The 20,887-nt window shown below is 51.0% G+C and carries 21 protein-coding genes; 9 read left to right on the top strand and 12 right to left on the bottom strand.

Going from position 1 to position 20,887, the window contains the following annotated elements; all coding sequences use genetic code 11:
- The first annotated feature begins 70 nt into the window (after positions 1 to 70).
- Both ggt and FPE01S_RS10080 read left to right on the top strand, forming a co-directional pair.
- Positions 71 to 1,765, top strand: coding sequence for a gamma-glutamyltransferase (gene ggt, locus FPE01S_RS10085; protein WP_046368919.1), 1,695 nt, complete (start codon positions 71 to 73; stop codon positions 1,763 to 1,765).
- Positions 1,766 to 1,774: 9 nt separating this feature from the next.
- Positions 1,775 to 2,320, top strand: a complete 546-nt coding sequence (locus tag FPE01S_RS10080) for a DUF1572 family protein (RefSeq protein ID WP_046368918.1) — start codon at positions 1,775 to 1,777, stop codon at positions 2,318 to 2,320.
- Positions 2,321 to 2,353: 33 nt separating this feature from the next.
- Here FPE01S_RS10080 and FPE01S_RS10075 read toward each other — a convergent pair whose 3' ends face one another.
- Positions 2,354 to 2,575 (bottom strand): PspC domain-containing protein, encoded by a 222-nt coding sequence (locus FPE01S_RS10075; protein WP_046368917.1) that lies wholly within the window; start codon positions 2,573 to 2,575, stop codon positions 2,354 to 2,356.
- A gap of 79 nt (positions 2,576 to 2,654) precedes the next feature.
- On the opposite strand from FPE01S_RS10075, the gene FPE01S_RS10070 reads away from it, so the two are divergent.
- From FPE01S_RS10070 to FPE01S_RS10045, 5 genes are all read left to right on the top strand, one after another.
- On the top strand, positions 2,655 to 4,922 hold the full coding sequence (locus FPE01S_RS10070; RefSeq protein WP_046368916.1) for an aconitate hydratase: 2,268 nt from the start codon (positions 2,655 to 2,657) through the stop codon (positions 4,920 to 4,922).
- 450 nt (positions 4,923 to 5,372) lie between these two features.
- Positions 5,373 to 5,774 (top strand): hypothetical protein, encoded by a 402-nt coding sequence (locus FPE01S_RS10060; RefSeq protein WP_046368914.1) that lies wholly within the window; start codon positions 5,373 to 5,375, stop codon positions 5,772 to 5,774.
- A 26-nt stretch (positions 5,775 to 5,800) separates the two neighbouring features.
- On the top strand, positions 5,801 to 6,448 hold the full coding sequence (locus FPE01S_RS10055; RefSeq protein ID WP_046368913.1) for a hypothetical protein: 648 nt from the start codon (positions 5,801 to 5,803) through the stop codon (positions 6,446 to 6,448).
- Positions 6,445 to 7,281 (top strand): sensor histidine kinase, encoded by an 837-nt coding sequence (locus FPE01S_RS10050; protein WP_052955692.1) that lies wholly within the window; start codon positions 6,445 to 6,447, stop codon positions 7,279 to 7,281. The genes FPE01S_RS10055 and FPE01S_RS10050 overlap by 4 nt, the downstream gene beginning before the upstream one ends.
- Entirely contained in the window at positions 7,253 to 7,939 is a 687-nt protein-coding gene (locus FPE01S_RS10045; protein WP_046368912.1) for a response regulator transcription factor, read from the top strand. Before FPE01S_RS10050 ends, FPE01S_RS10045 begins: the two co-directional genes overlap by 29 nt.
- Here the strand turns inward: FPE01S_RS10045 and FPE01S_RS10040 are convergent.
- From FPE01S_RS10040 to FPE01S_RS10000, 9 genes are all read right to left on the bottom strand, one after another.
- Positions 7,921 to 9,774: a gamma-glutamyltransferase family protein gene (locus tag FPE01S_RS10040; RefSeq protein WP_046368911.1), complete on the bottom strand. Its 1,854-nt coding sequence runs from the start codon at positions 9,772 to 9,774 to the stop codon at positions 7,921 to 7,923. The genes FPE01S_RS10045 and FPE01S_RS10040 overlap by 19 nt on opposite strands.
- Positions 9,775 to 9,785: 11 nt before the next feature.
- A complete protein-coding gene (locus FPE01S_RS25875; protein WP_046368910.1) occupies positions 9,786 to 10,772 on the bottom strand; it encodes a LysM peptidoglycan-binding domain-containing protein in 987 nt (328 codons plus the stop codon).
- Positions 10,773 to 10,834: 62 nt separating this feature from the next.
- The gene (locus tag FPE01S_RS10030) at positions 10,835 to 12,199 is read right to left on the bottom strand and encodes a methyltransferase RsmF C-terminal domain-like protein (protein ID WP_046368909.1); all 1,365 of its coding nucleotides are present in this window, start codon (positions 12,197 to 12,199) and stop codon (positions 10,835 to 10,837) included.
- A 28-nt stretch (positions 12,200 to 12,227) separates the two neighbouring features.
- Complete coding sequence (locus FPE01S_RS10025) at positions 12,228 to 13,673, bottom strand: NAD(P)(+) transhydrogenase (Re/Si-specific) subunit beta (protein WP_046368908.1); 1,446 nt, start codon at positions 13,671 to 13,673, stop codon at positions 12,228 to 12,230.
- Positions 13,674 to 13,682: 9 nt separating this feature from the next.
- Positions 13,683 to 13,997 (bottom strand): NAD(P) transhydrogenase subunit alpha part 2, encoded by a 315-nt coding sequence (locus tag FPE01S_RS10020; RefSeq protein WP_046368907.1) that lies wholly within the window; start codon positions 13,995 to 13,997, stop codon positions 13,683 to 13,685.
- Positions 13,998 to 14,001: 4 nt separating this feature from the next.
- On the bottom strand, positions 14,002 to 15,102 hold the full coding sequence (locus FPE01S_RS10015) for an NAD(P) transhydrogenase subunit alpha (protein WP_046368906.1): 1,101 nt from the start codon (positions 15,100 to 15,102) through the stop codon (positions 14,002 to 14,004).
- Between the two features lie 44 nt (positions 15,103 to 15,146).
- Positions 15,147 to 15,965, bottom strand: a complete 819-nt coding sequence (locus FPE01S_RS10010; RefSeq protein WP_046368905.1) for an O-methyltransferase — start codon at positions 15,963 to 15,965, stop codon at positions 15,147 to 15,149.
- Complete coding sequence (locus FPE01S_RS10005) at positions 15,965 to 16,468, bottom strand: dihydrofolate reductase (protein WP_046368904.1); 504 nt, start codon at positions 16,466 to 16,468, stop codon at positions 15,965 to 15,967. Before FPE01S_RS10005 ends, FPE01S_RS10010 begins: the two co-directional genes overlap by 1 nt.
- Positions 16,465 to 17,259: a thymidylate synthase gene (locus FPE01S_RS10000; RefSeq protein ID WP_046368903.1), complete on the bottom strand. Its 795-nt coding sequence runs from the start codon at positions 17,257 to 17,259 to the stop codon at positions 16,465 to 16,467. Before FPE01S_RS10000 ends, FPE01S_RS10005 begins: the two co-directional genes overlap by 4 nt.
- A 27-nt stretch (positions 17,260 to 17,286) precedes the next feature.
- Between FPE01S_RS10000 and FPE01S_RS09995 the strand changes: the two genes are divergently transcribed.
- A complete protein-coding gene (locus FPE01S_RS09995; protein WP_046369774.1) occupies positions 17,287 to 17,763 on the top strand; it encodes a free L-methionine (R)-S-oxide reductase MsrC in 477 nt (158 codons plus the stop codon).
- 3 nt (positions 17,764 to 17,766) lie between these two features.
- Here the strand turns inward: FPE01S_RS09995 and FPE01S_RS09990 are convergent, their stop codons facing one another.
- Positions 17,767 to 18,993: a proline dehydrogenase family protein gene (locus FPE01S_RS09990; RefSeq protein WP_046368902.1), complete on the bottom strand. Its 1,227-nt coding sequence runs from the start codon at positions 18,991 to 18,993 to the stop codon at positions 17,767 to 17,769.
- A gap of 93 nt (positions 18,994 to 19,086) precedes the next feature.
- On the opposite strand from FPE01S_RS09990, the gene FPE01S_RS09985 reads away from it, so the two are divergent.
- Positions 19,087 to 20,196, top strand: coding sequence for a mandelate racemase/muconate lactonizing enzyme family protein (locus tag FPE01S_RS09985; RefSeq protein WP_046368901.1), 1,110 nt, complete (start codon positions 19,087 to 19,089; stop codon positions 20,194 to 20,196).
- On the opposite strand, the gene hxpB is transcribed toward FPE01S_RS09985, so the two are convergent.
- Positions 20,197 to 20,859: a hexitol phosphatase HxpB gene (gene hxpB / locus FPE01S_RS09980; RefSeq protein WP_046368900.1), complete on the bottom strand. Its 663-nt coding sequence runs from the start codon at positions 20,857 to 20,859 to the stop codon at positions 20,197 to 20,199.
- Between the last annotated feature and the right edge of the window lie 28 nt (positions 20,860 to 20,887).

Raw genomic sequence — 20,887 nt, 5'->3', positions numbered from 1 at the left:
ATTCGAAAAAGAAGCTGTGAAGCTAAGGAATTCTACAATTGCTATATTTATCGGCAAATCATCCGTTAGCATGAAATACCTGATCTCCCCGGCTTTTTTCCTTGTCCTGGTCCTGGCAGTTACGGCGCAAGACAAGTTCAATCCTTATCAATATAGCATCAGCAAGCATTTTACCGGGGCTAATGGTGCCGTGGTGGCTGCCCATCCGCTGGCGAGCCAGGTGGGTGTGATGATCCTTCGTAAAGGGGGAAATGCCGTTGATGCCGCTATCGCCACACAACTTGCGCTGGCAGTGGTTTATCCGGGTGCGGGGAATATTGGCGGAGGCGGATTTATGGTCATTCATCTTTCCGGCGGAAAAGACCTCACCCTTGATTTCCGGGAAAAAGCACCCCTGAAAGGATCGCGCGATATGTACCTTGATGCCAATGGCAACGCCGACCTCAACAAAAGCCAGCACGGCCACCTGGCGGCCGGCGTTCCGGGTGCGGTAGCGGGGATCTTTAAAGCCATGCCCTACGCCAGGTTGCCTTTCAAACAACTGATCCAGCCAGCCATCGACCTGGCAGCAAAAGGATTTGTGATCACCGGTGCTGAAGCAGCTGATTTGAATGATGACCGTGAATTGTTTGTAAAGAACAATACCCGTCCCACTGCCTTTGTGAAAGACATTCCCTGGAAAGCCGGCGATACCCTGGTGCAGAAAGAACTTGCGGAAACGCTCATCCGTATACGCGACCAGGGGAAAAAGGGGTTTTATGAAGGGAAAACCGCAAGGCTGATCGTAGCGGAAATGGACCGGGGAAAAGGAATGATCAGCCTGGAAGACCTGAAAAAATATGATGCTGTATGGCGGGATGCCTCCGTATTTGAGTATAAAGGGCATCGCGTGGTGACCATGCCATTGCCCAGCAGCGGTGGCGTACTGCTGCCGATGATGATGAAGATGACCGCCCGTTTCCCGATTGATAGTTTCGGATTTCACACCCCGAAATCGGTACAACTGATGACGGAGATCGAAAGGCTGGCTTATGCAGATCGCGCAAAATTTCTGGGCGATCCTGATTTTTATGCGGTTCCGGTCAAAACGCTGCTGAGTGACGACTATATTACCAGCCGGCTTCGGTTATACCAGCCAGATACAGCGGGCGACAGCCGCCGGATTGCGTCCGGAGATGTTACCAAAGAATCTGAAGAAACTACCCACCTGAGTGTGGCAGACAAAGAAGGCAATGCTGTTTCACTTACTACAACGCTTAACGGTGGCTATGGCTCGCATACCGTGGTGGGTGGTGCAGGATTCCTGCTGAACAACGAGATGGATGACTTCAGTGTAAAACCCGGCGTGCCGAACATGTATGGTGCTGTTGGCGGTGAAGCGAATGCCATCGCCCCCGGCAAACGCATGCTGAGTTCAATGACACCGGTGATCGTGTTGCGTTCTGGAAAACCGGTATATGTGACCGGCACTCCCGGGGGAACCACCATCACCACTTCGCTGTATCAGACCCTCCTGAATCTTATAGATTTCAAACTAAGTGCCCTGGATGCTGTCAATCAACCCAAGTTCCACATGCAGTGGCTTCCCGACACGCTCTATGTGGAAAAGGAGTTTCCGGAGGCACTGAAAGCCACCATGGAAAGGATGGGTTACAAGGTGAACAGCCGCGGGCATATCGGTCGAACAGAGTTGATTGTGATCGATAACGGCAAGATCGAAGCGGTGGGTGATTTCAGGGGAGACGATACCGCCGCAGGATATTAATACCAGTACATGACCTTACAGGAAATTTATATTCAGAGTGTATTGTCGCGATTCAGGGGATACAAGGACCTGGCGGATAAAGCCATAGCCCAGCTGACCCCGGAGGAAATGATTGTTGAGCCGGCCCCGGGGGCCAACAGCGTTGCTGTGATCGTACACCATATGGTCGGAAACATGCTGAGCCGGTTTACGGATTTCGGCACCAGTGACGGCGAAAAGGAATGGCGGAACCGTGACAGCGAGTTTCTGACCGTTACCGTATGGGAAGAAGCTGCGGAGCGCATCCGGTGGGAGGACGCCTGGTCGGTGCTGTTCAGCAACCTGGAGAAACTGAAACCAGGCGATCTTGAAAAGAAAGTTACGATAAGGCATGAACCCCACACAGCGATAGATGCCATCAACCGGCAACTGGCGCATTATGCCTATCATGTGGGGCAGATCGTCTTTCTCGCCAAAATTATCCGGAAAGAACAATGGTCATACCTGTCGATCCCACCGGATGCTTCTGCAGCATTCAACCAGACCATGGAAGAAAAATTCAGGAAGCCGGAATAACTACCGGGAGCAACCGAAAACAGCGGGGACTATTTAAAAATAACGAAGCGGATTGCGCCTGCGATCATACATATACTGTTTTACATTCATCCAAAATGCAGTGAAGATGTAAAAGATAATGGGGGAGCCCATTGTCAACAGGGAGATGTACATAAAATAACGGCGGATCGTTGCCGGCGCTATGCCCATTCTTTCACCAAGGTAGGAGCAAACACCAAACACATGCCACTCAATAAAGTGCTTGATATTCTTCATGACACAAATTAACGCATTTATCGGTAAATTCGCGGTTCCAGAACGCAATCCTACAGGTTAAACTTATAATAATTACGCTATGGTTTTCGACCTCGAGATGATCAAGAAAGTGTATGCACAATTTCCCGGACGCGTGGAAGCTGCCCGGAAAATTGTTGGCCGACCTTTGACCCTTACCGAAAAAATACTATATGCCCACCTCTGGCAGGGGGATGCAACCCACTCTTTTGAGCGGGGTAAGAGCTATGTTGATTTTGCGCCCGACCGCGTTGCCATGCAGGATGCGACGGCGCAGATGGCTTTGTTGCAATTCATGCAGGCAGGCCGCAACAAGGTAGCCGTTCCTTCTACCGTGCATTGCGACCACCTGATCGTCGCAAAAGACAACAGTGTAACTGACCTTCAACGCGCTGTAAATGAAAGCAGCGAGGTATATGACTTCCTTGCATCTGTTTCCAATAAATACGGTATTGGCTTCTGGAAACCCGGAGCCGGTATTATTCACCAGGTAGTGTTGGAAAACTACGCTTTCCCCGGTGGTATGATGATCGGAACTGACTCCCATACGGTAAATGCCGGCGGATTGGGTATGATTGCCATCGGCGTTGGTGGCGCTGACGCCTGTGACGTAATGAGCGGCCTTGCCTGGGAACTGAAAATGCCGAAACTGATCGGTATCAAGCTGACGGGCAAACTCAGTGGCTGGACTGCTCCGAAAGATGTGATCCTGAAAGTTGCCGGTATCCTGACCGTGAAAGGCGGAACCGGGGCTGTTGTGGAATATTTTGGTGAAGGCGCTGTTGCAATGAGCTGTACCGGTAAAGGCACTATCTGTAATATGGGTGCAGAGATCGGCGCAACCACGTCAACCTTCGGATATGATGATTCCATGAGCCGTTACCTGAAAGCAACAGGTCGTGATGAAGTTGCCGCTCTGGCTGATGGCATTCGTCAACACCTGAATGGCGATCCGGAAGTATATGCTGATCCTGAAAAATATTTCGACCAGGTGATTGAGATCAACCTGAGCGAACTGGAACCGCACCTCAACGGACCTTTCACACCGGACCTGGCTACTCCCCTTTCCAAGATGAAGGAAGAAGCAGCCAAAAATGGCTGGCCTACCAAGATTGAAGTGGGACTGATCGGTTCCTGTACCAACTCATCCTACGAAGACATCAGCCGCTCGGTGAGCCTGGCGAAGCAGGTGGCCAACAAGGGATTGACCCTGAAATCAGAGTTTACCATCACACCCGGCTCCGAGCAGGTTCGCTATACGATTGAGAGAGACGGTTTCCTGAATGTATTCCAGGAGATCGGAGCGACTGTTTTTGCCAATGCATGTGGTCCCTGCATCGGTATGTGGGAACGTGTAGGTGCGGAAAAGCAGGAAAGGAACACTATCGTCCATTCTTTCAACCGGAACTTTGCCAAAAGAGCTGACGGCAATCCCAATACGCTGGCATTTGTGGGTTCACCGGAACTGGTGACTGCCCTGGCGATCGCGGGTGATCTCAACTTCAACCCGATTACGGATACGCTGATCAACAATAAAGGAGAGAAAGTAAAACTCGATCCTCCGACGGGTGATGAATTGCCTCCGAAAGGATTTTCTGTGGATGATCCGGGTTACCAGGCTCCTGCTGAAGACGGCAGTGGCGTTAAGGTGATCGTAGATCCCACCAGCAAAAGGTTGCAGTTACTGGATCCCTTTGCTCCCTGGGAAGGAACAGATCTCAAAGGCCTCAAATTGCTGATCAAGGCAAAAGGCAAGTGTACCACGGACCATATTTCCATGGCTGGTCCCTGGTTGAAATTCCGTGGTCACCTCGACAATATTTCCAACAACCTGCTGATCGGTGCGGTGAATTTTTACAATGAGAAAACAGACAATGTAAAGAATCAGCTCACTGGCGAATACGGTCCCGTTCCGGCCACCCAGCGGGCTTATAAAGCTGCAGGCGTGGGTACCATTGTGGTAGGTGACGAAAACTACGGTGAAGGTTCCAGCCGGGAGCACGCTGCCATGGAACCCCGCCATCTTGGTGTAAGGGCAGTCCTGGTGAAGAGCTTCGCCAGGATCCACGAAACCAACCTGAAAAAGCAGGGTATGCTGGCGCTGACCTTTGCAGATAAGTCTGATTACGACAAGATCCGTGAAGACGATTCCATTGATATTGACGGCCTGACCACCTTCCTGCCGAACAAGCCGCTGGAACTTGTACTGCATCATAAGGATGGTACGTCAGAAACCATCCTGGCGAATCACAGCTATAATGAGCAGCAGATCGAGTGGTTCAAAGAGGGCGCCGCGCTGAACATTATCCGCCGCCAGTTTGCGAAATAACCTGTATTACAGCATTCTCATATGGGGCCGCCTGCAAGGGCGGCCTTTTTTGTGGCCAGATTTCTCCATAACCGGGGTTTTTCCCGGTCAATAAAGAGGATTCTCCCCTTTTCCTACGGTGAGCACTATGCTAATTTCACAGCAGCATCAGGTTCGGTCGGTCATGGTTGTGGGGGTCGCAAGACACCACAGCCACACCGGCCTCTCCATAAATCACACTCCAAAACCTCAGGTATGTTCGAACCCGACCTCCTGGCAGCCCGCCACTTTTACTGGCTGGTGGGCATAATGGCTGCTTTTGCCTTTCTCACGATGATGATCATACTTTATTATAAAAAGAATCACCATTAAACCTGCGCTTACCTATCCAACAACCAGGGGTGTATACCCCTGGCTTTCTCTACACATTATTGTTAACTTTAAAATATCAATCACCTCAAACCAAAAGCCATGAAGAAATTACTGCTTTTCTTATCGGTCATTGTGTTTCTGGCAGCGTGTGGACCCTCAAAAAAAATTCTTACCGACACCACCCCTGAACCTTTCGCTTTCAGGAAAATCTCGGCTGACTCCGCTCAGATCTACCGGGACAACTTCGTGAATGACAAATCGATCCGGGCGAAATTCAAACAAGGGATGATGATCCCCCTGGAACCGCTGAGAGACCTCATGGCGCAACAGGGCGTTACCGAATTGCATATTTTTTACGGCAAGGCGGAATTCAAAACACCCGTGTTCATCATTTACGGGGCTGAGGGTACCATGAAGTACAAAGGAGCAACCCAGGACAATGCCACCCAGACTGTTTACCTTGTTTATTATCCCTGCCCGCCAAACTGTGGCAAAGGCTAACCCTGTGCTTCAAAAGCTACATTTGCATGAATCTTTTTATCGCGACCTGTGTCAAACTTGGAATTATAGGAATCGGTATAGCGGTTGGCGCTGCCAGGAACAAAAGCCTGACGGATGCCAACCGCATGTTTTGGCTGTTCCTGCTCGTTGCATTTGCCGGCGAAGTGCTTGAGTTCATGATGGGCAGGATCTTTGTCAACAACTATGTTTACCATCATGTATTCAGGCCTTTGTACTATGCCTTCCTTACGCTGGCGCTGGCCAATGAAATGGGTCGGCTCAGGAAGCCTTTCCTTATCACTATTCCGGTGGTGGCAATACTGGCGTTTCTGAATGCCATGTACCTGCAACCACCCGACAAAACATTCAATACCCTTATCATCGTACTTACCTGCCTGCTGCTGATCCTGCAGGTCCTTTTTTATATCGCACAGCTCTTCGACCATCATAACTGGCAGGAGACCGCCTATCAATACTCCTTATGGATTGCACTGGGAATTCTCATCCATAGCATCTCTTCCTTTCTGACCCTGGGTATATATAATGTGATGAAACAGGATGGCCACCGGATGACTGTTCCTTTCCTCGTGATCAGCGAGTGGCTCTTTTATGGTTCCTTTGTATTGAATTTCTGGTTGCAACATAAAAGCCCGACAACAACTAAACGTTTATGAAGCGTGTTTCAGAATTCGAGATCATCTACACCCTGTCCGCAGCGGTGATCATGATGCTCGCCCTGTCAGGCTTCATCCTTTATTTTATCCTTTCCGGGCAGCGCCGCAGGCTTAAGCAAAAGATCGAGCAGGACCTGCTGAAACAGAGCTATGAAAAGGAAGTGCTGACCACCCAGATCGAGAGCCGCGATCAGACCCTGCGGGATGTAAGCCAGGAGATCCACGACAATATGGGACAAATTCTGAGCGTTGCACGGATCAACCTGAACATCCTGGAAAACGAACTAAAGGACCATTCCCAGCTAAAACGGATCCAGGACACCAACAATCTTGTCGGAGACGTGATCCGCTATATCAGGATGCTTTCGAAAGGTATGAACAGCGACATGCTTTCTTCCTACGGACTACGGGAGTCGATCCGTTTCGAGTTGCAGCGTATTGAACAATCGGCTATGATCACCTGCCGGTTTATTACGGAAGGAGAAGATTTTGTTATCGATGCAAAAAAAGAAATCGTTATTTACCGGATGATCCAGGAGATTCTCAACAATATCCTCAAGCATGCAGCAGCCAGTGAGATCGATTTGTCGATGATCTACACGGCAGATAATTTTTGCATCACGATCATGGATAACGGAAAAGGATTCGATCCGCGGGAAGCGGAAAAAAGAAGCATATCAGAGTCAGGATCCGGCCTGAAGAATCTCCAGAAACGCGCAGCGCTGGTCGGCGCCCGCATCACCATTAACAGCGTGCCCGGAACCGGAACCAGTATTACCATTAACCTGCCAAAAAACAACGAAGATGCCATCCAAGACACCAAAAAAATATGAAGTAGCCATTGCAGACGACCACCGGCTGGTTGCCGAATCCCTTTCTCACCTGATCAACGAAATCCCTGGTTTTGAGGTTACACTGGTGGCTGCCAATGGGCAGGTGCTGCTGGATGGGCTGGCGAAGCAGACCAATCCGCCTGATATCATTATCCTGGACATCAATATGCCGGTCATGAATGGCGTACAGGCAGCGAAAGAACTGAGTGCCCGCTTTCCCCTTATCCGGCTGCTGGCATTGAGCATGAATGACGATGAAACTTCTGTGATCCAGATGATCCGTTCGGGTTGCCGGGGATACCTGCTGAAAGATTGTACGCAGAGTGAATTACACCGGGCACTGACGGAAATCCTGGAGCGCGGTTTTTATTATTCCGACTATGTAACCGGAAAGCTGATCCACACCATCCATAAAGAAGAGAAACAGCCATTGCCTTCGGTGAAATTATCCGAAAGGGAAATGGAATTCATCAAACACGCTGCTTCCGAACTCACCTATAAGGAGATCGCGATCAGTATGGGATTAAGTGAAAGGACCATTGATGGATACCGCGAAGCGCTGTTTGAAAAGCTGCAGGTAAAAAGCCGGGTTGGCCTGGTACTGTATGCGATCCGCCTGGGATGGGTGAAAGCTGATCCTCACCAACCGATGCCGTAATCTTCGCCGTAATTGCTCGAACCACCCCAGAAGCTTCCGTGTTTCCAGTCGAAAAAGATTGCGTTGGTTGGTCCGGATGTTTTGTTTTCGAATCTCAGCTGATAACCCATGCGTGAAAGCTCCTTTCGGATATACGCTGGCGTTGAGGCATGCAACAGGATTTGTCCCGGTCTCGGTTTACGGTCTTCGTCTCCCAGCGACAACCAGTATTGATAGGTATTGATATTGGGTGCTTCCACCGCTTCCTGCACGTTCATGCCAAACTCCACTACATTCAGAAAAAACTGTAACAGGTTCTGATCCTGTGTATCGCCTCCCTGTACGGCAAAAGACAGGTAGGGTTTGCCGTCTTTCATGGCAAGTGTCGGTGTTAATGTTACCCTCGGCCTTTTGCCCGGCTCGACCACATTAAAGGGATTCAATGCGGTATCCGTCACAAAACTTTGCATGCGCTGGCTCATGCCCACACCGGTTTTCCCGGCAACACAGGCTGGCAGCCAGCCACCACTAGGCGTGATGGAAACCACCCAGCCTTCCTTATCGGCTGCTTCAACGGAAGTAGTTCCGAGCCATACATTCTCCAGGTATTTTTCTGAAATGGCCAGTTCTCCCTGGTTGCTGTTATTTCCGGATGGTTTACCCGGCCACTGCTGCAGGAGTTCGCGGTAAGGATTTTCTTTTCCTTCGAACGGATAAGGATCTCCCGGTTTTACGAGGGGATCATTTTTATCCCAGTTGATTTCAGCTGCTCTTTTTGCTGCATATTCTTTCGACAAAAGGCCCTGGATCGGTTCTGCGGGCGGGAAATAAGGGTCACCGTAATAAAAATCCCTGTCTGCAAATGCCTTGCTCATCACCTGGTACAGCGTGTGGATGTAACGGGCAGAATTGAAGCCCATGGCCTTCAGGTCCATTTTCTCGAGCATGTTCAGGCTTTGCAGCAACATGGGACCCTGGGTCCACTGCGACAATTTATATACTTCAATGCCTTTGTAATTCGTATGTAGCGGTTCTTCTGTGAGTACCTTCCAGTTGGCCAGGTCTTCCATCGTAATCAGACCACCCTGTTCCTGGCACCCCCGTACGAATTCTTTGGCGATATCGCCGCGGTAGAATCGGTCGTAGGCTGCATAGATCGCTTCCTTCCGGTTCTTTCCTTTTTTGAGCGCTGCCTGTTCTGCTTCAACCATACGTTGCAACGTTTGCAGCAGATCGGCCTGGCGGAAGATTTCGCCTGCTTCAGGGGCTTCTCGTTTTTCACCGGGATGTGTCAGGAATATTGCTTTGGAATATGGCCAGCCTTTGATACGCTCCTTATCCCGTTCCATGCTGTTGGCCGTTTGCGCTTCGATCGGATAGCCTTCACTGAGTTCCATGGCGGGTGCCAGCACCTGTTTGAGACTCATGGTACCATATTCTGCGAGCATGGTGCATAGTCCGCCCGGTGTGCCGGGTGTTACCGCAGCCAGTGGTCCGTACTGTGGCGGGAAGTTCATTCCTTTTGATTTGAAATATGCTGCCGTGGCACCGGTAGGCGCAACACCGAGTGCATTGATGCCGATTACTTTTTTCAGTTTGGGATGATAGATCAAAGCCTGTGTTTCACCTCCCCAGCTCAGCACGTCCCACATAGTGCAGGTAGCCGCAAGCATGGCGCAGGCAGCGTCAACGGCATTGCCGCCCTGCTGAAAGATCCTGGCACCGGCAGTGGCAGCCAAGGGTTTCCCGGTGATCGCCATCCAGTGGCTCCCATGAAGAACGGGTTTTTCTGTTGGCTGGGCGTGCAGCGTAGCGGACAGCGCTACAAACGCAAGAGGCAGTAGCTTTCTGATCATATGATTAGCAGTTAGAACCTTACTTCGGCGCTGAATTTATTTTCGCCTGCTCCCAGCTCCGTTGCTGCGGCATTACTGATGCGAATGGCCAGGCCGGCATTCTCCCTGATGTCGGAAAGATTGCCCAGCACTTTTGCATAAATCACCTTGCCTGAAGCTGTATTGGTCACCATCACAATGGTACCTACAGGCACTTCATCCATCAGCGCATAATATTTACCGTCATTCCAGCCACTGGTGCTGCGAAAAGTGGCAGCTGTGCCCTTTGCAGATTTCGATGATCCGGTTTCATACTGTGATTTGAAATATCCGCCCCGGTAGTCCAGTGAAGCAGGCAGGTTACTGGTTGCAGGTGCAGGCGCCGGATTGGTGGCCACGGGCGATGGCTGTGCTGGTTTGGAATTGCCTGTTGTCACAACGCCGGAAGCACCAGTGCTTGCCGCTCCTGTACTGACCGATGAAGCCGCAGGAACGGCTGAGGTTGCCGCAGGTGCTGAAACAGGTGCAACGGGAATATTGCCCGAAGCAAGGGCGCTCTGGTCTTTTTTGACCTTCAGGTAACCCACGATGAGGTTCATGCCTGATTTCACCTGGTTGCTTTTGATATTGTTCCAGCTCTCCAGCTGGTCAACCGGCACCTTGTTGTGATTGGTACTTACCCGGTACATCCATTCCCCTTCTTTCACCGTATGATACACGGGAACAAGGGCCTCATCGTTTGCTTTGGCCGTGGTCTGTACAAAGTTTCCGCCCACCAACGGGATTTTTACCGTCTGGCCAACAGACAGCCCGCTGTTGATATCCGTTTTATTATAGGTCCCGATTTCCTTTGGAGGAAGATTATAGGTTCTGCCGATGCTGTACCAGGTTTCTTTCGGCTGAACTTTATGAAGCAGATACAGATCGGGGGTTATGCCCTGAACCTGCAAGGTTCCCTGGGCCCGCACCACACAGGTCAGGATCACAAAAACAATGCTGAGAATAGGTCTTTTCAACATAAGGAAATGAATTTTATCCGGTGCAATTATCCCGCAATATCGTAAAATGCGGGCAATGGGGGTCATGATGATTTCAGGATGCGCCATTCTTTGGGATAATAGTTATTGGTCCGGTTACCCAGTAATTTGAGCCAGCCCAGCGACTGACCGGCAAATGTTGCCAGGTACCATCCCTTTTCACTGCCCGACCAGGGTATTTCTTCCTTCCGGAGATAGCGGAGCGCCTGTTCCCAGTCAAATGACAGCTGTGGCAGGCTTGTGGCACGTTGCTGATTTAATGCCAGGGCAGTCTCGGGAATTAGCTCCTCTCCTGCCAGCTTACCCATCAGGAGGCCGGCCTGGCGAACATAAACATTACCCAGCCGCATCAACATTTCCTCCAGCTCGCTGTGCCATGCGATCACGGACTGATTCAGCGTAACAAAATTCGTTTGCCAGTCATCTGCAATCCATCGCTTCAGCCCCTGCTGCTTTCTGGCTGGTATGGGTTCCCACTTGGGTTTGCCCGGTCTGGGCGGTTTCCCTTCGCCGTCTTCCTTCCTGAAAGCCGCCAGAAACAGCCCTTCTCCCATCAGCCGGTCCGGGTAAAACCGGTAGCCCCAGGCATGGAAGCGGGAACTCTGACTGGTCACGATATTCCAGTGTTCCGGAATGTCGAGGGGCAGCGAAACCGCATCCCAGGATTCCATGATCCAATCGGCAATAGCTTCATCTTCTTCCACAGAATAAGAACAGGTGGAATAGATCAGTATGCCGCCCGGTTTCAACGCCTGCCAATAGTCGGCCAGGATGCGCTGCTGCCGCTGGCTGCATAGTTTCACCAGGTCTCTGCTCCATCCTTCAGCGGCATCCGGGTCACGACGAAAAAGGCCGCTGCCGCTGCAGGGCGCGTCCACTACCAGCAGGTCGAATACGGGGCCCAGCGGTGCGAACTCACGGGGATCACTACTCGTCACGATGCTGTTGGGTGATCCCCATTTGATAAGATTCTCTTCCAGGATAGTGGCGCGGTTGCGGATCACTTCATTACTCACCAGTACGCTTTTGGGAGGCAGCAGCGACTGGATCAGAGTCGACTTCCCTCCCGGCGCAGCGCAGCCATCCAGGGCCATAACGGGCACCGAAAGATCAACTGTCTGCCGGATGGCTGTTTCCAGGAACATGCTACTGGCTTCCTGCACGTAAAATACGCCCGCATGCAGCCAGGGCTCGAACGTGAAAAACGGTCGCTGCTCCAGGTAGAATCCATAGCTGTTCCAGGGAACTTTTTCACCCAGGGGAAAGGACAATCCTGAACTGTCTTTCCACTTGGCGGGATTCATCCGGATAGATACTACCTGTGCACCGCTTTCGTGCACTTCGCTGAAAGCAGCTTCGTCAAATCCCGGTGCGTGACGCCAATCCTCCAACATCGTTGCAGTAAGCATGTACTAATTTAAAAAGCAAAAATAACGATCAGAGATTCTTGATCTCGGCAATGAGATCCTGTAGTACTTTTTTGGCATCGCCAAAAAGCATGGATGTTTTGGGGCGAAAAAAAAGTTCGTTCTCGATGCCGGCATATCCTGGTTTCATGCTGCGTTTGTTGACGATACAGGTCTTTGCGCTTTCCACATCGAGAATCGGCATACCATATATCGGGGAAGCCGGATCAGTTTTGGCAGCGGGGTTCACTACATCGTTCGCTCCCAGTACCAGCACCACATCTACGGTTGAAAATTCATCGTTGGCGGTTTCCATTTCCAGCAACTGTTCATAAGCTACATCCGCCTCAGCCAGCAATACATTCATATGGCCGGGCATCCTTCCGGCAACGGGATGGATGGCATACTTCACATCGACGCCTTTACCTGTAAGCAGTTTTTCCAGTTCGTGGCAGGCATGCTGCGCCTGCGCTACTGCCAGTCCGTATCCGGGTACGATCATCACCTTGTTGGCAAAGGACAACACTACTGCCGCATCGGAAAGACTCACCTCCTTATAGGCGCCCTGGGTAACATGGTGCCCGGAAGCTGTTACTGTTCCGCCAAAAGAACCGATCAGTACATTCTTGAGCGAGCGGTTCATGGCTTTACACATCAGGATGGTCAGCAAAGTACCCGCTGCGCCCACCAGGATACCACCAGTGAGCATTGCTTTGTTGTGATACAGGAAGCCACCGCAGGCGGCAGCCACGCCGGTAAAAGAATTGAGCAGGGATATCACAACAGGCATGTCTGCGCCGCCGATCGGGAGCACAAAGAAAACGCCATAACAAAGAGACAACAGGAGAATAAGATAAAAGACTGATTGGTTCGCATTTTCATGAACCGCGATCAGCCATGCAGCCAGGATGACCGCAGCCAGTAACAAGCCAATGTTTACAAAATGTTGTCCGCGGAAAGAGAAGTCCTTAATTCTGCCATTCAGTTTTCCCCAGGCGATCACACTGCCCGCAAAGGATACCGAACCGATGATTAGTCCGGCAGCGATCACCAGCATTTCGCCCACCCAATGTCCGTAAGCTGAAGAAGCAGGAAAAACTGCCGACAGGGAATCGTGTTTACCATGGATCGCATCAGCGAGGCGATTGAATTCTATAATGGAGATCAATGCCGCACAGGCGCCCCCCATACCATTAAAGATGCTCACCATTTCCGGCATGGCCGTCATCTGTACCTTTCTTGCGGAATACGTGCCGATCACACCGCCGATCACGAGGCCACTGAAGATCCAGCCATAATTGCCCAATGCGGCACCCTGTTCATCACGATACAGAAATATGGTGGCGAAGATGGCAATCGCCATACCTGCAGCCGCAAGCAGGTTCCCCCTCCTGGCCGTAGCAGGATGCGACAACTGTTTCAGGCCGATCACAAAACTTACTGAGGCCAGCAGGTATATCAGGGTTAATAGCGACATGGTACCGGTTTATTTTTCTTTTTTATGCCGGAACATCTCCAGCATTCTGTCTGTCACCACAAATCCGCCCACCACATTCAGTGTCCCTAAAATCACTGCCAGGAAACCCAGGATCAGGGCAAGGTAATTTTCGGTACTCGCCCTGCCCATTACGATTATGGCGCCGATGATCACGACACCATGGATGGCATTGGCACCGCTCATCAACGGGGTGTGCAGTACGCTCGGTACGCGGCCAATCACTTCTATACCCAGGAAGATCATGAGGATGACTACATAGATATAGTCCTCATGCAGCGCGATCCAATCCAGAACTGGTAACATATCCTTATGATTTTAGTCTGTCATGTACAATAGCGTGTTCATGGGTGATACAGCATCCTTTCACCAGGTCGTCTGCCCAGTTGAGGTTGACCTGTCCGTTCGCACCCGAAATCAATTCGATGAAATTGGTGACATTCTTACCGTATAGCTTGCTGGCATCTGAAGGCATGCCTGCGGCAAGATTGGAATCACCGAAAATGCGCACGCCGTTTTCCACCACCATCTGCTTATCCAGTGTTAACGTGGTATTGCCCCCTGTACCTGCGGCCAGGTCAACAATTACGGAACCCGGCTTCATGGAGTGGATCATTTCTGATGTCACCAGCACTGGTGCTTTTTTGCCCGGGATCTGTGCCGTCGTGATCACGATGTCTGCTTTTTTAACGGACGCAGCGATCTTTTCCTGCTGACGGAGCCGGAAGGCTTCATCCTGCTCCACCGCATAGCCGCCAGCTTTGCTCGCATCCGCAGCGCCTTCCACTTCCACAAATTTTGCCCCGAGGCTGACCACCTCTTCCTTCACGGCCGGCCTGGTATCAAACACTTCCACCACCGCACCAAGGCGTCTTGCTGTGGCAATGGCCTGAAGCCCTGCAACGCCGGCACCCAGGATCAGGATCTTGGCGGGTGCAATGCTTCCCGCCGCGGTCATAAACATCGGAAAATAACGGCTATGGGTATGTGCAGCGAGCAGCACGGCCTTGTATCCTGCAATATTCGCCTGCGAACTGAGAACGTCCATGGACTGCGCCCGGGTAGTACGGGGCAACATATCCAGGCTGAAACAGGTCACCCCTTCAGTTACCATTTTCTGCACAAAGGTGGGATACGATAAAGGCTGGAAACTGCCAATCAGGATTTGTCCGGCTACAAGGGGAAATCCGGGCGGATGTATGGACAGCATCAGGTGTGCCTCTTTGAATGCACTGCCTTCAACAATCTTAGCTCCAACGGCGGTATAGCTGTCGTCGTCGGCATATGCGGAAATGCCGGCACCGGACTCTACCCAAATTTCATGTCCTTTCTTTTGCAGGGAAGCCACTGCTTCGGGTAGCAGCGAAACCCGGGTCTCCCCTGCAGGTTCCTTCAATACTCCGATAATCATACTAACCTGATTGCTTACCCCAATTTAATAGTTATTGCGGAGAATCAGTAACGGATTGTAAAATGCCTTGCCGGCCGGATGCCCGGCCTGAAAAAAACGAAGCCGACAAAAAACAGGTCGATGGTACAGGTAACTGCCGGATCATTTTTGATCGTTTCCCACGCAGCCTCCATTCCGGCGCTCCAGTGGATATCGTCGAATACCAGTACCGTATCGGCATCTGCATTTGCCTTCAGCTGGTGAAAATAATTAATGGTAGGCTCCTCCTGGTGATTGCCATCCACGTACGCGAAAAAAGGTTTCGGAAGCTGCGGCAACAGTTGCGGCAGACAATTATCAAACTGCCCCGTAACCACTTCCACATCAGTCATGCCCAATTCCTTAAAATGCTGCCTTGCCCTTTCCGCTACCTTCGGTGACCCTTCTATTGTATAAAAAGGTGCACCAAACCTCGCGCTTGCGAGATATGCTCCTGACAATCCCAGGGAAGTTCCCAGCTCTACTATTCCTTTAGGTTGAAAGTAAGCTACCGAGCGGTGGAGCAAAGCTCCCCACCGGGAACTTTTGGCTGCGTGTTTCGCGATATCCGACACGCGGCGTTCCCGCTGTCGCCCCTGCTGGGTGCTTCCTGCACCCCAATCTTCCACTTGCAACACACTGTTATCCGACAGCAACCTTTTGCGCAGCTTTTCTATCTCCCGGGATGCAAGTGGTTGTGAGAAATCAATCTCCATCAGTACCTCGCGCACAAATGCATACACAAAAGGAGAATGAATACCATGCCCTTTTCCATTATCCGCATGGAGCCAGTACCGGAGATATTTCTTCGCCAGCTGAAATCGGGAATAAGGCCGGCTATCCATTAAATGCCTGGCTTTACACGATCCCACACTTCAAAGCTGTAAGCATAGTCATGGTCCTTATCCACCGGAAAATCCAGGCGGGAAAACAATGACCAGTCTTCCTTTTTCATTTCCGGGAAATAAGTGTCCCCATCAAAAGTTCCGTGAACGCGCGTCAGGTAAATGCGATCAGCGATGGGCATTGCCTGCCGGTAGATCTCACCGCCCCCGATGATGTACAATTCTTTCACATCGGTTGCAGCTCCGGCTTTTATTGCTGCGTCAAGACTGTGGGTTACGATAACATTATCAGCTTTCCATTCCTGGTTGGAAGTGATCACAATATTGATCCGTCCTTTCAAGGGCTTACCCAGGCTTTCATAGGTTTTACGTCCCATGATCACCGGCATCGCCCAGGTGGTGTTTTTGAAAAACTTCATGTCGTTCGGCAGGCACCACAACAGTTTGTTGTCCTTGCCGATCACATTGTTTTCACTGGCTGCGAGAACCATATTTATTTTCATACCGCAACAGGAGCTTTGATGGCAGGATGAAACTGGTAGTTCGTCAATTCGAAATCCTCAAACCGGAAGGCAAAGATATCTTTCACTTCAGGATTGATCTTCATTACCGGGAGCGGAAAAGGTGTTCTTGAAAGTTGAAGTTTTACCTGCTCCAGGTGATTGGAATAAATGTGCACATCACCGAAGGTGTGAATGAAATCACCCGGTTTCAGTCCGCAAACCTGCGCCACCATCATGGTGAGTAATGCATAGGAAGCAATGTTGAACGGCACACCGAGGAATACATCTGCAGAGCGCTGGTAGAGCTGGCAGCTCAGTTTACCTTCAGCAACATAAAACTGGAAGAGGGTATGACAGGGCATCAATGCCATTTCAGGCAGCTCGCCCACATTCCATGCACTGACGATCAGGCGCCTGCTGTCAGGGTTCTTTTTGATCTGCTGGATCAGGTCCGTTACCTGGTCCACCACTTTGCCGTCTTTCCCTTCCCAGCTGCGCCATTGCTTTCCGTATACTGGTCCGAGATCACCCTGTTCGTTTGCCCATTCGTCCCAGATGCCTACACCGTTCTCTTTAAGATAAGCGATATTGGTGTCGCCTTTCAGAAACCACAACAGTTCATGGATGATGCTTCTCAGGTGCAGCTTCTTCGTGGTTACAAGGGGAAATCCGTCTTCCAGGTTAAAGCGCATCTGGTATCCGAAACAACTGATGGTACCGGTGCCGGTACGGTCAGATTTCTCTACGCCATTGTCGAGGATATATTGCAATAACTTCAGGTACTGTTGCATGCCCGCAAGATAGGTATCTTTGCAAATATGGCAGAAGACTTAAAGATCCTCACGGGTACCAAAGAAGAACAGTACCAATCCCTTCTTCCGCAGCTCCGGGGGCTGCTCGAAGGCGAAAACGACCTGGTTGCCAACCTCGGGAATGTGGCAGCCGCCCTGAAAGAACAATTTGGCTGGTTCTGGGTGGGTTTTTACCTGGTAAAATCAGGTGAACTGGTGCTTGGCCCGTTCCAGGGACCAGTGGCGTGTACGCGCATCAGGAAAGGCAAAGGCGTATGCGGCAGCAGCTGGGCACAGGGTAAAACGCTTATCGTGCCCGATGTGGAAAAATTCCCCGGTCATATTGCCTGCAGCAGTCTTTCCCGTTCAGAAATCGTAGTGCCCTTGTGGAAGGACGGTGAGGTGGTTGCCGTGCTGGATGTGGATAGTGAATTGCTGGATCAGTTTGATGAAACGGATCAGCAATTCCTGGAAGAGATCGTAGCGCTGTTTTCTTTTGACTGATTCTTACACTTCCTTTTTCCGCCGCGCCAGTTCCCTTCTGATCAGGCCGAGTTCTCTTCCTGTTTGTCCGGCTACCGAGCTGTTTTCCTGGGCCCGGCGCATCAGGTAGGGAATTACTTCAGCGATGGGACCGAAAGGCAGGTACTTGCTTACCGGGCAGCCGGCCTTCGCGAGGTTGAACGTAATGTTATCGCTCATCCCGTACAATTGCGAAAAATGAATATGTTCGTGCGAAAGCGGCAATCCTTTGTCCTGCAATAGCTGGGTTGCCAGAAGATTACTGTATTCATTGTGTGAGGCAACGATTACGGCGATACGTTCGAGATGCTCTATGCAGAACCGCAGGCCCTGGTTATAATCACGATCGGTTGCCTCTTTATTGGGTTGAATGGGGCTGGGATACTGCATGGCCTCTGCCCTTTTCCTTTCCTTTTCCATATAGGCGCCTCTGACCAGTTTGGCGCCGAGGATAAAGCCTTTGGCTTCCGCCTGCTGGTAGCTGTCTTTCAGGAACTGCAAACGATCATGGCGGTAGAGCTGGATGGTGTTGTACACCACCGCTTCACTGGTGTTGTAGATCGCCATCATTTCCATCGCCAGGGCATCAACGGGATCCTGGATCCAGCTTTCTTCCGCATCTATCAGCACGCCCACTTTTTTCTCTGCTGCATCCTTGCAGATGCGATGCATGCGCAGGAGGACCCTGTCCCACTCTTTTAGTTCGTCGGCAGTCAGCGCTTCCGTATGTACCCTGCCCTGGTAACCGCTTTTGGCGGTTGATACAGCATCGAGCTTTTCCAGCAATCCGAACCTTGCCAGCCCGGTTACTTTAATGCTCATGAAAGGAATATTCGGTTGTGTGGCGGCATAATCGATCACACGGATGAATTCATCACAGGCATGGTCGAGACCGGCTTCGCCATGATCACCGCCTTCCACCCCATAGTCAAGGATCACCTGGACCTTGTGCTCACCGAGTACCTTCGCCACCCTTGCCGTTTCTTCAAGCGTTTCGCCGCCGACAAACTGGGTAAATATGGTGTTGCGGATCATACCCTTTACAGGCAGACCCCACCTGATCGCCAGCGGTGTAAACCAGGTACCCAGTTTTACCAGGGGCGACAGTCCCATACTGGAAAACAAAAAATCCGCTTTTTTCAACGCGGCATCAGACTTATACGCAAAAGCATTTTTTGTATTGTCAAATGAAATCTCGGGCCTTGGATCCATGTGTGAACAGCTTTGTGGGCGCAAAAATAAGAAGAATAACCCCGAGCCGTTCAGAGAATCGTTTGCATAACGCACAATTCAGTAGTTTCGGCTATGTCCAGCTTAAAAATCTCCCATATCGATATATTCCGGTTAAGCATACCCATGCGCCCCTTCACGATTGCTACGGGGACAATGCATTTTGCGCAGAATACTTTTATCCGGGTACACACTGATTCCGGCTGGTATGGTGTTGGCGAGTGTTCGGCATTTCCCATGATCGTTGGAGAAACACAGGATACCTGCCAGGTAATGGCGGCAGATTTCGCAAAGCTCTGGAAAGGAAAAGACGCACTCGATATTCCGTCACGGCTGCGGGAACTGGATGCTTTTACAGCAGGCAACAATACTATTAAAAGCGCCTTTGATATGGCATTGTATGATATCGCTGCGAAAGCTGCCGGTCAGCCGCTCTATCGGTTCCTGGGGGGAACAGCCCTGAAGCCCCTGCTGACCGATCTCACGATCGGCATCGGTACACCGGGCGACATGGCGGAACAGGCGAGAGACTTTGTGCGCCGCGGCGTGACCATCATCAAAATAAAACTGGGAAAGGATCCGGAGACCGATATGGAAAGGGTCCGGCATATCAGGGAAGTTGTTGGCCCGGAAATTCGTCTCCGGATTGATGCCAACCAGGGATGGTCGCCTGAAGAAGCCCTGCAGGCACTGATGGGTATGGGGCCGTATCATATCCAGTTCTGTGAGCAGCCCATGCGCAGTTACAATGACCATTTTCTTCCCGGTCTGAAGCAGCTTTCGCCGATCCCGGTAATGGCGGATGAAAGTGTATTTCATCATCAGGATGCAGCAAGACTGATCCGCGCTGACGCCTGTGATTCGGTGAACATAAAACTTTCCAAAAGCGGTGGCATACAGGAAGCGCTGCTGATCAACCAGGTTTGCTCAGCTGCAGGAATTCCCTGCATGATGGGCGGGATGCTGGAGAGCAGGCTCGCACTCAGTGCATTTGCACACCTTGCCACTGCGCTGGACAATATCATTTATTACGACATGGACACCTGCCTGCTGGGTCACCTGGAAGATCCTGTAACAGGCGGTGTTACATATGACGGCTTTTACGTGGTACTCCCCGACGCACCAGGCATTGGTGCCGATATCAGTGAAGCATTCTTACAGCAGTGTGATCGGGTAACTGTCTGATCACTGCAGGAACCTGTCCAGCAACAACTGGTTGAAATTGGCCAGGGAGCCGAGTTTGAGATCTGCCGCACCCCATCGCGGGGAATGATATTGCGCTGCTTCAGGCACCACTACGCAGGCCATTTTTGCCGCCTTGGCTGCAATCATCCCATTGAAAGAATCCTCAAAACAAATGCAGCGGTATGCCGGTATGCCAAGAGTCTCCGCACAATTCAGGTATACCTGGGGGTGAGGTTTGCCAAACGGAAGTCCCTGGGCCGAACTGATCGCGTCGAGATGTTGGGTAATACCAAGTTTCTTTATTACGACATCAATCAATGCCAGCGGTGATGATGATGCAATGCCGATTGCAAAATTTCTTTCCAGGAAAAAATTGATGATGTGTTCAACACCGGGCATGGGTTTTCCCAGGCGGTTGATCTTATCGATTGCGCTGGCTTCAATACGCGTTACCGTTGCTGCAGCATTTGATTTGTCCACTGCAAAATGTGTGAACCAGTGATCCACCCATTCCAATGTACGCAAACCGGTACTGGAATGATACTGTTCAACAGTCAATTGAATATTGTGCGGTAAGAGTGCCTCTATACCTGCTTCCTGCCACAACGGTTCTGAGTCGATCAGCAGGCCATCCATGTCGAATATGACGGCTTTGGTTTTCATGATGCGCAAATATAAATCTGTATATTGC

It is taken from the genome of Flavihumibacter petaseus NBRC 106054 (assembly GCF_000974785.1).
GTDB classification, from domain to species: domain Bacteria; phylum Bacteroidota; class Bacteroidia; order Chitinophagales; family Chitinophagaceae; genus Flavihumibacter; species Flavihumibacter petaseus.
Note: the sequence above shows the minus strand (reverse complement) of the source record. Positions and strands in the feature narration are given on the sequence as shown.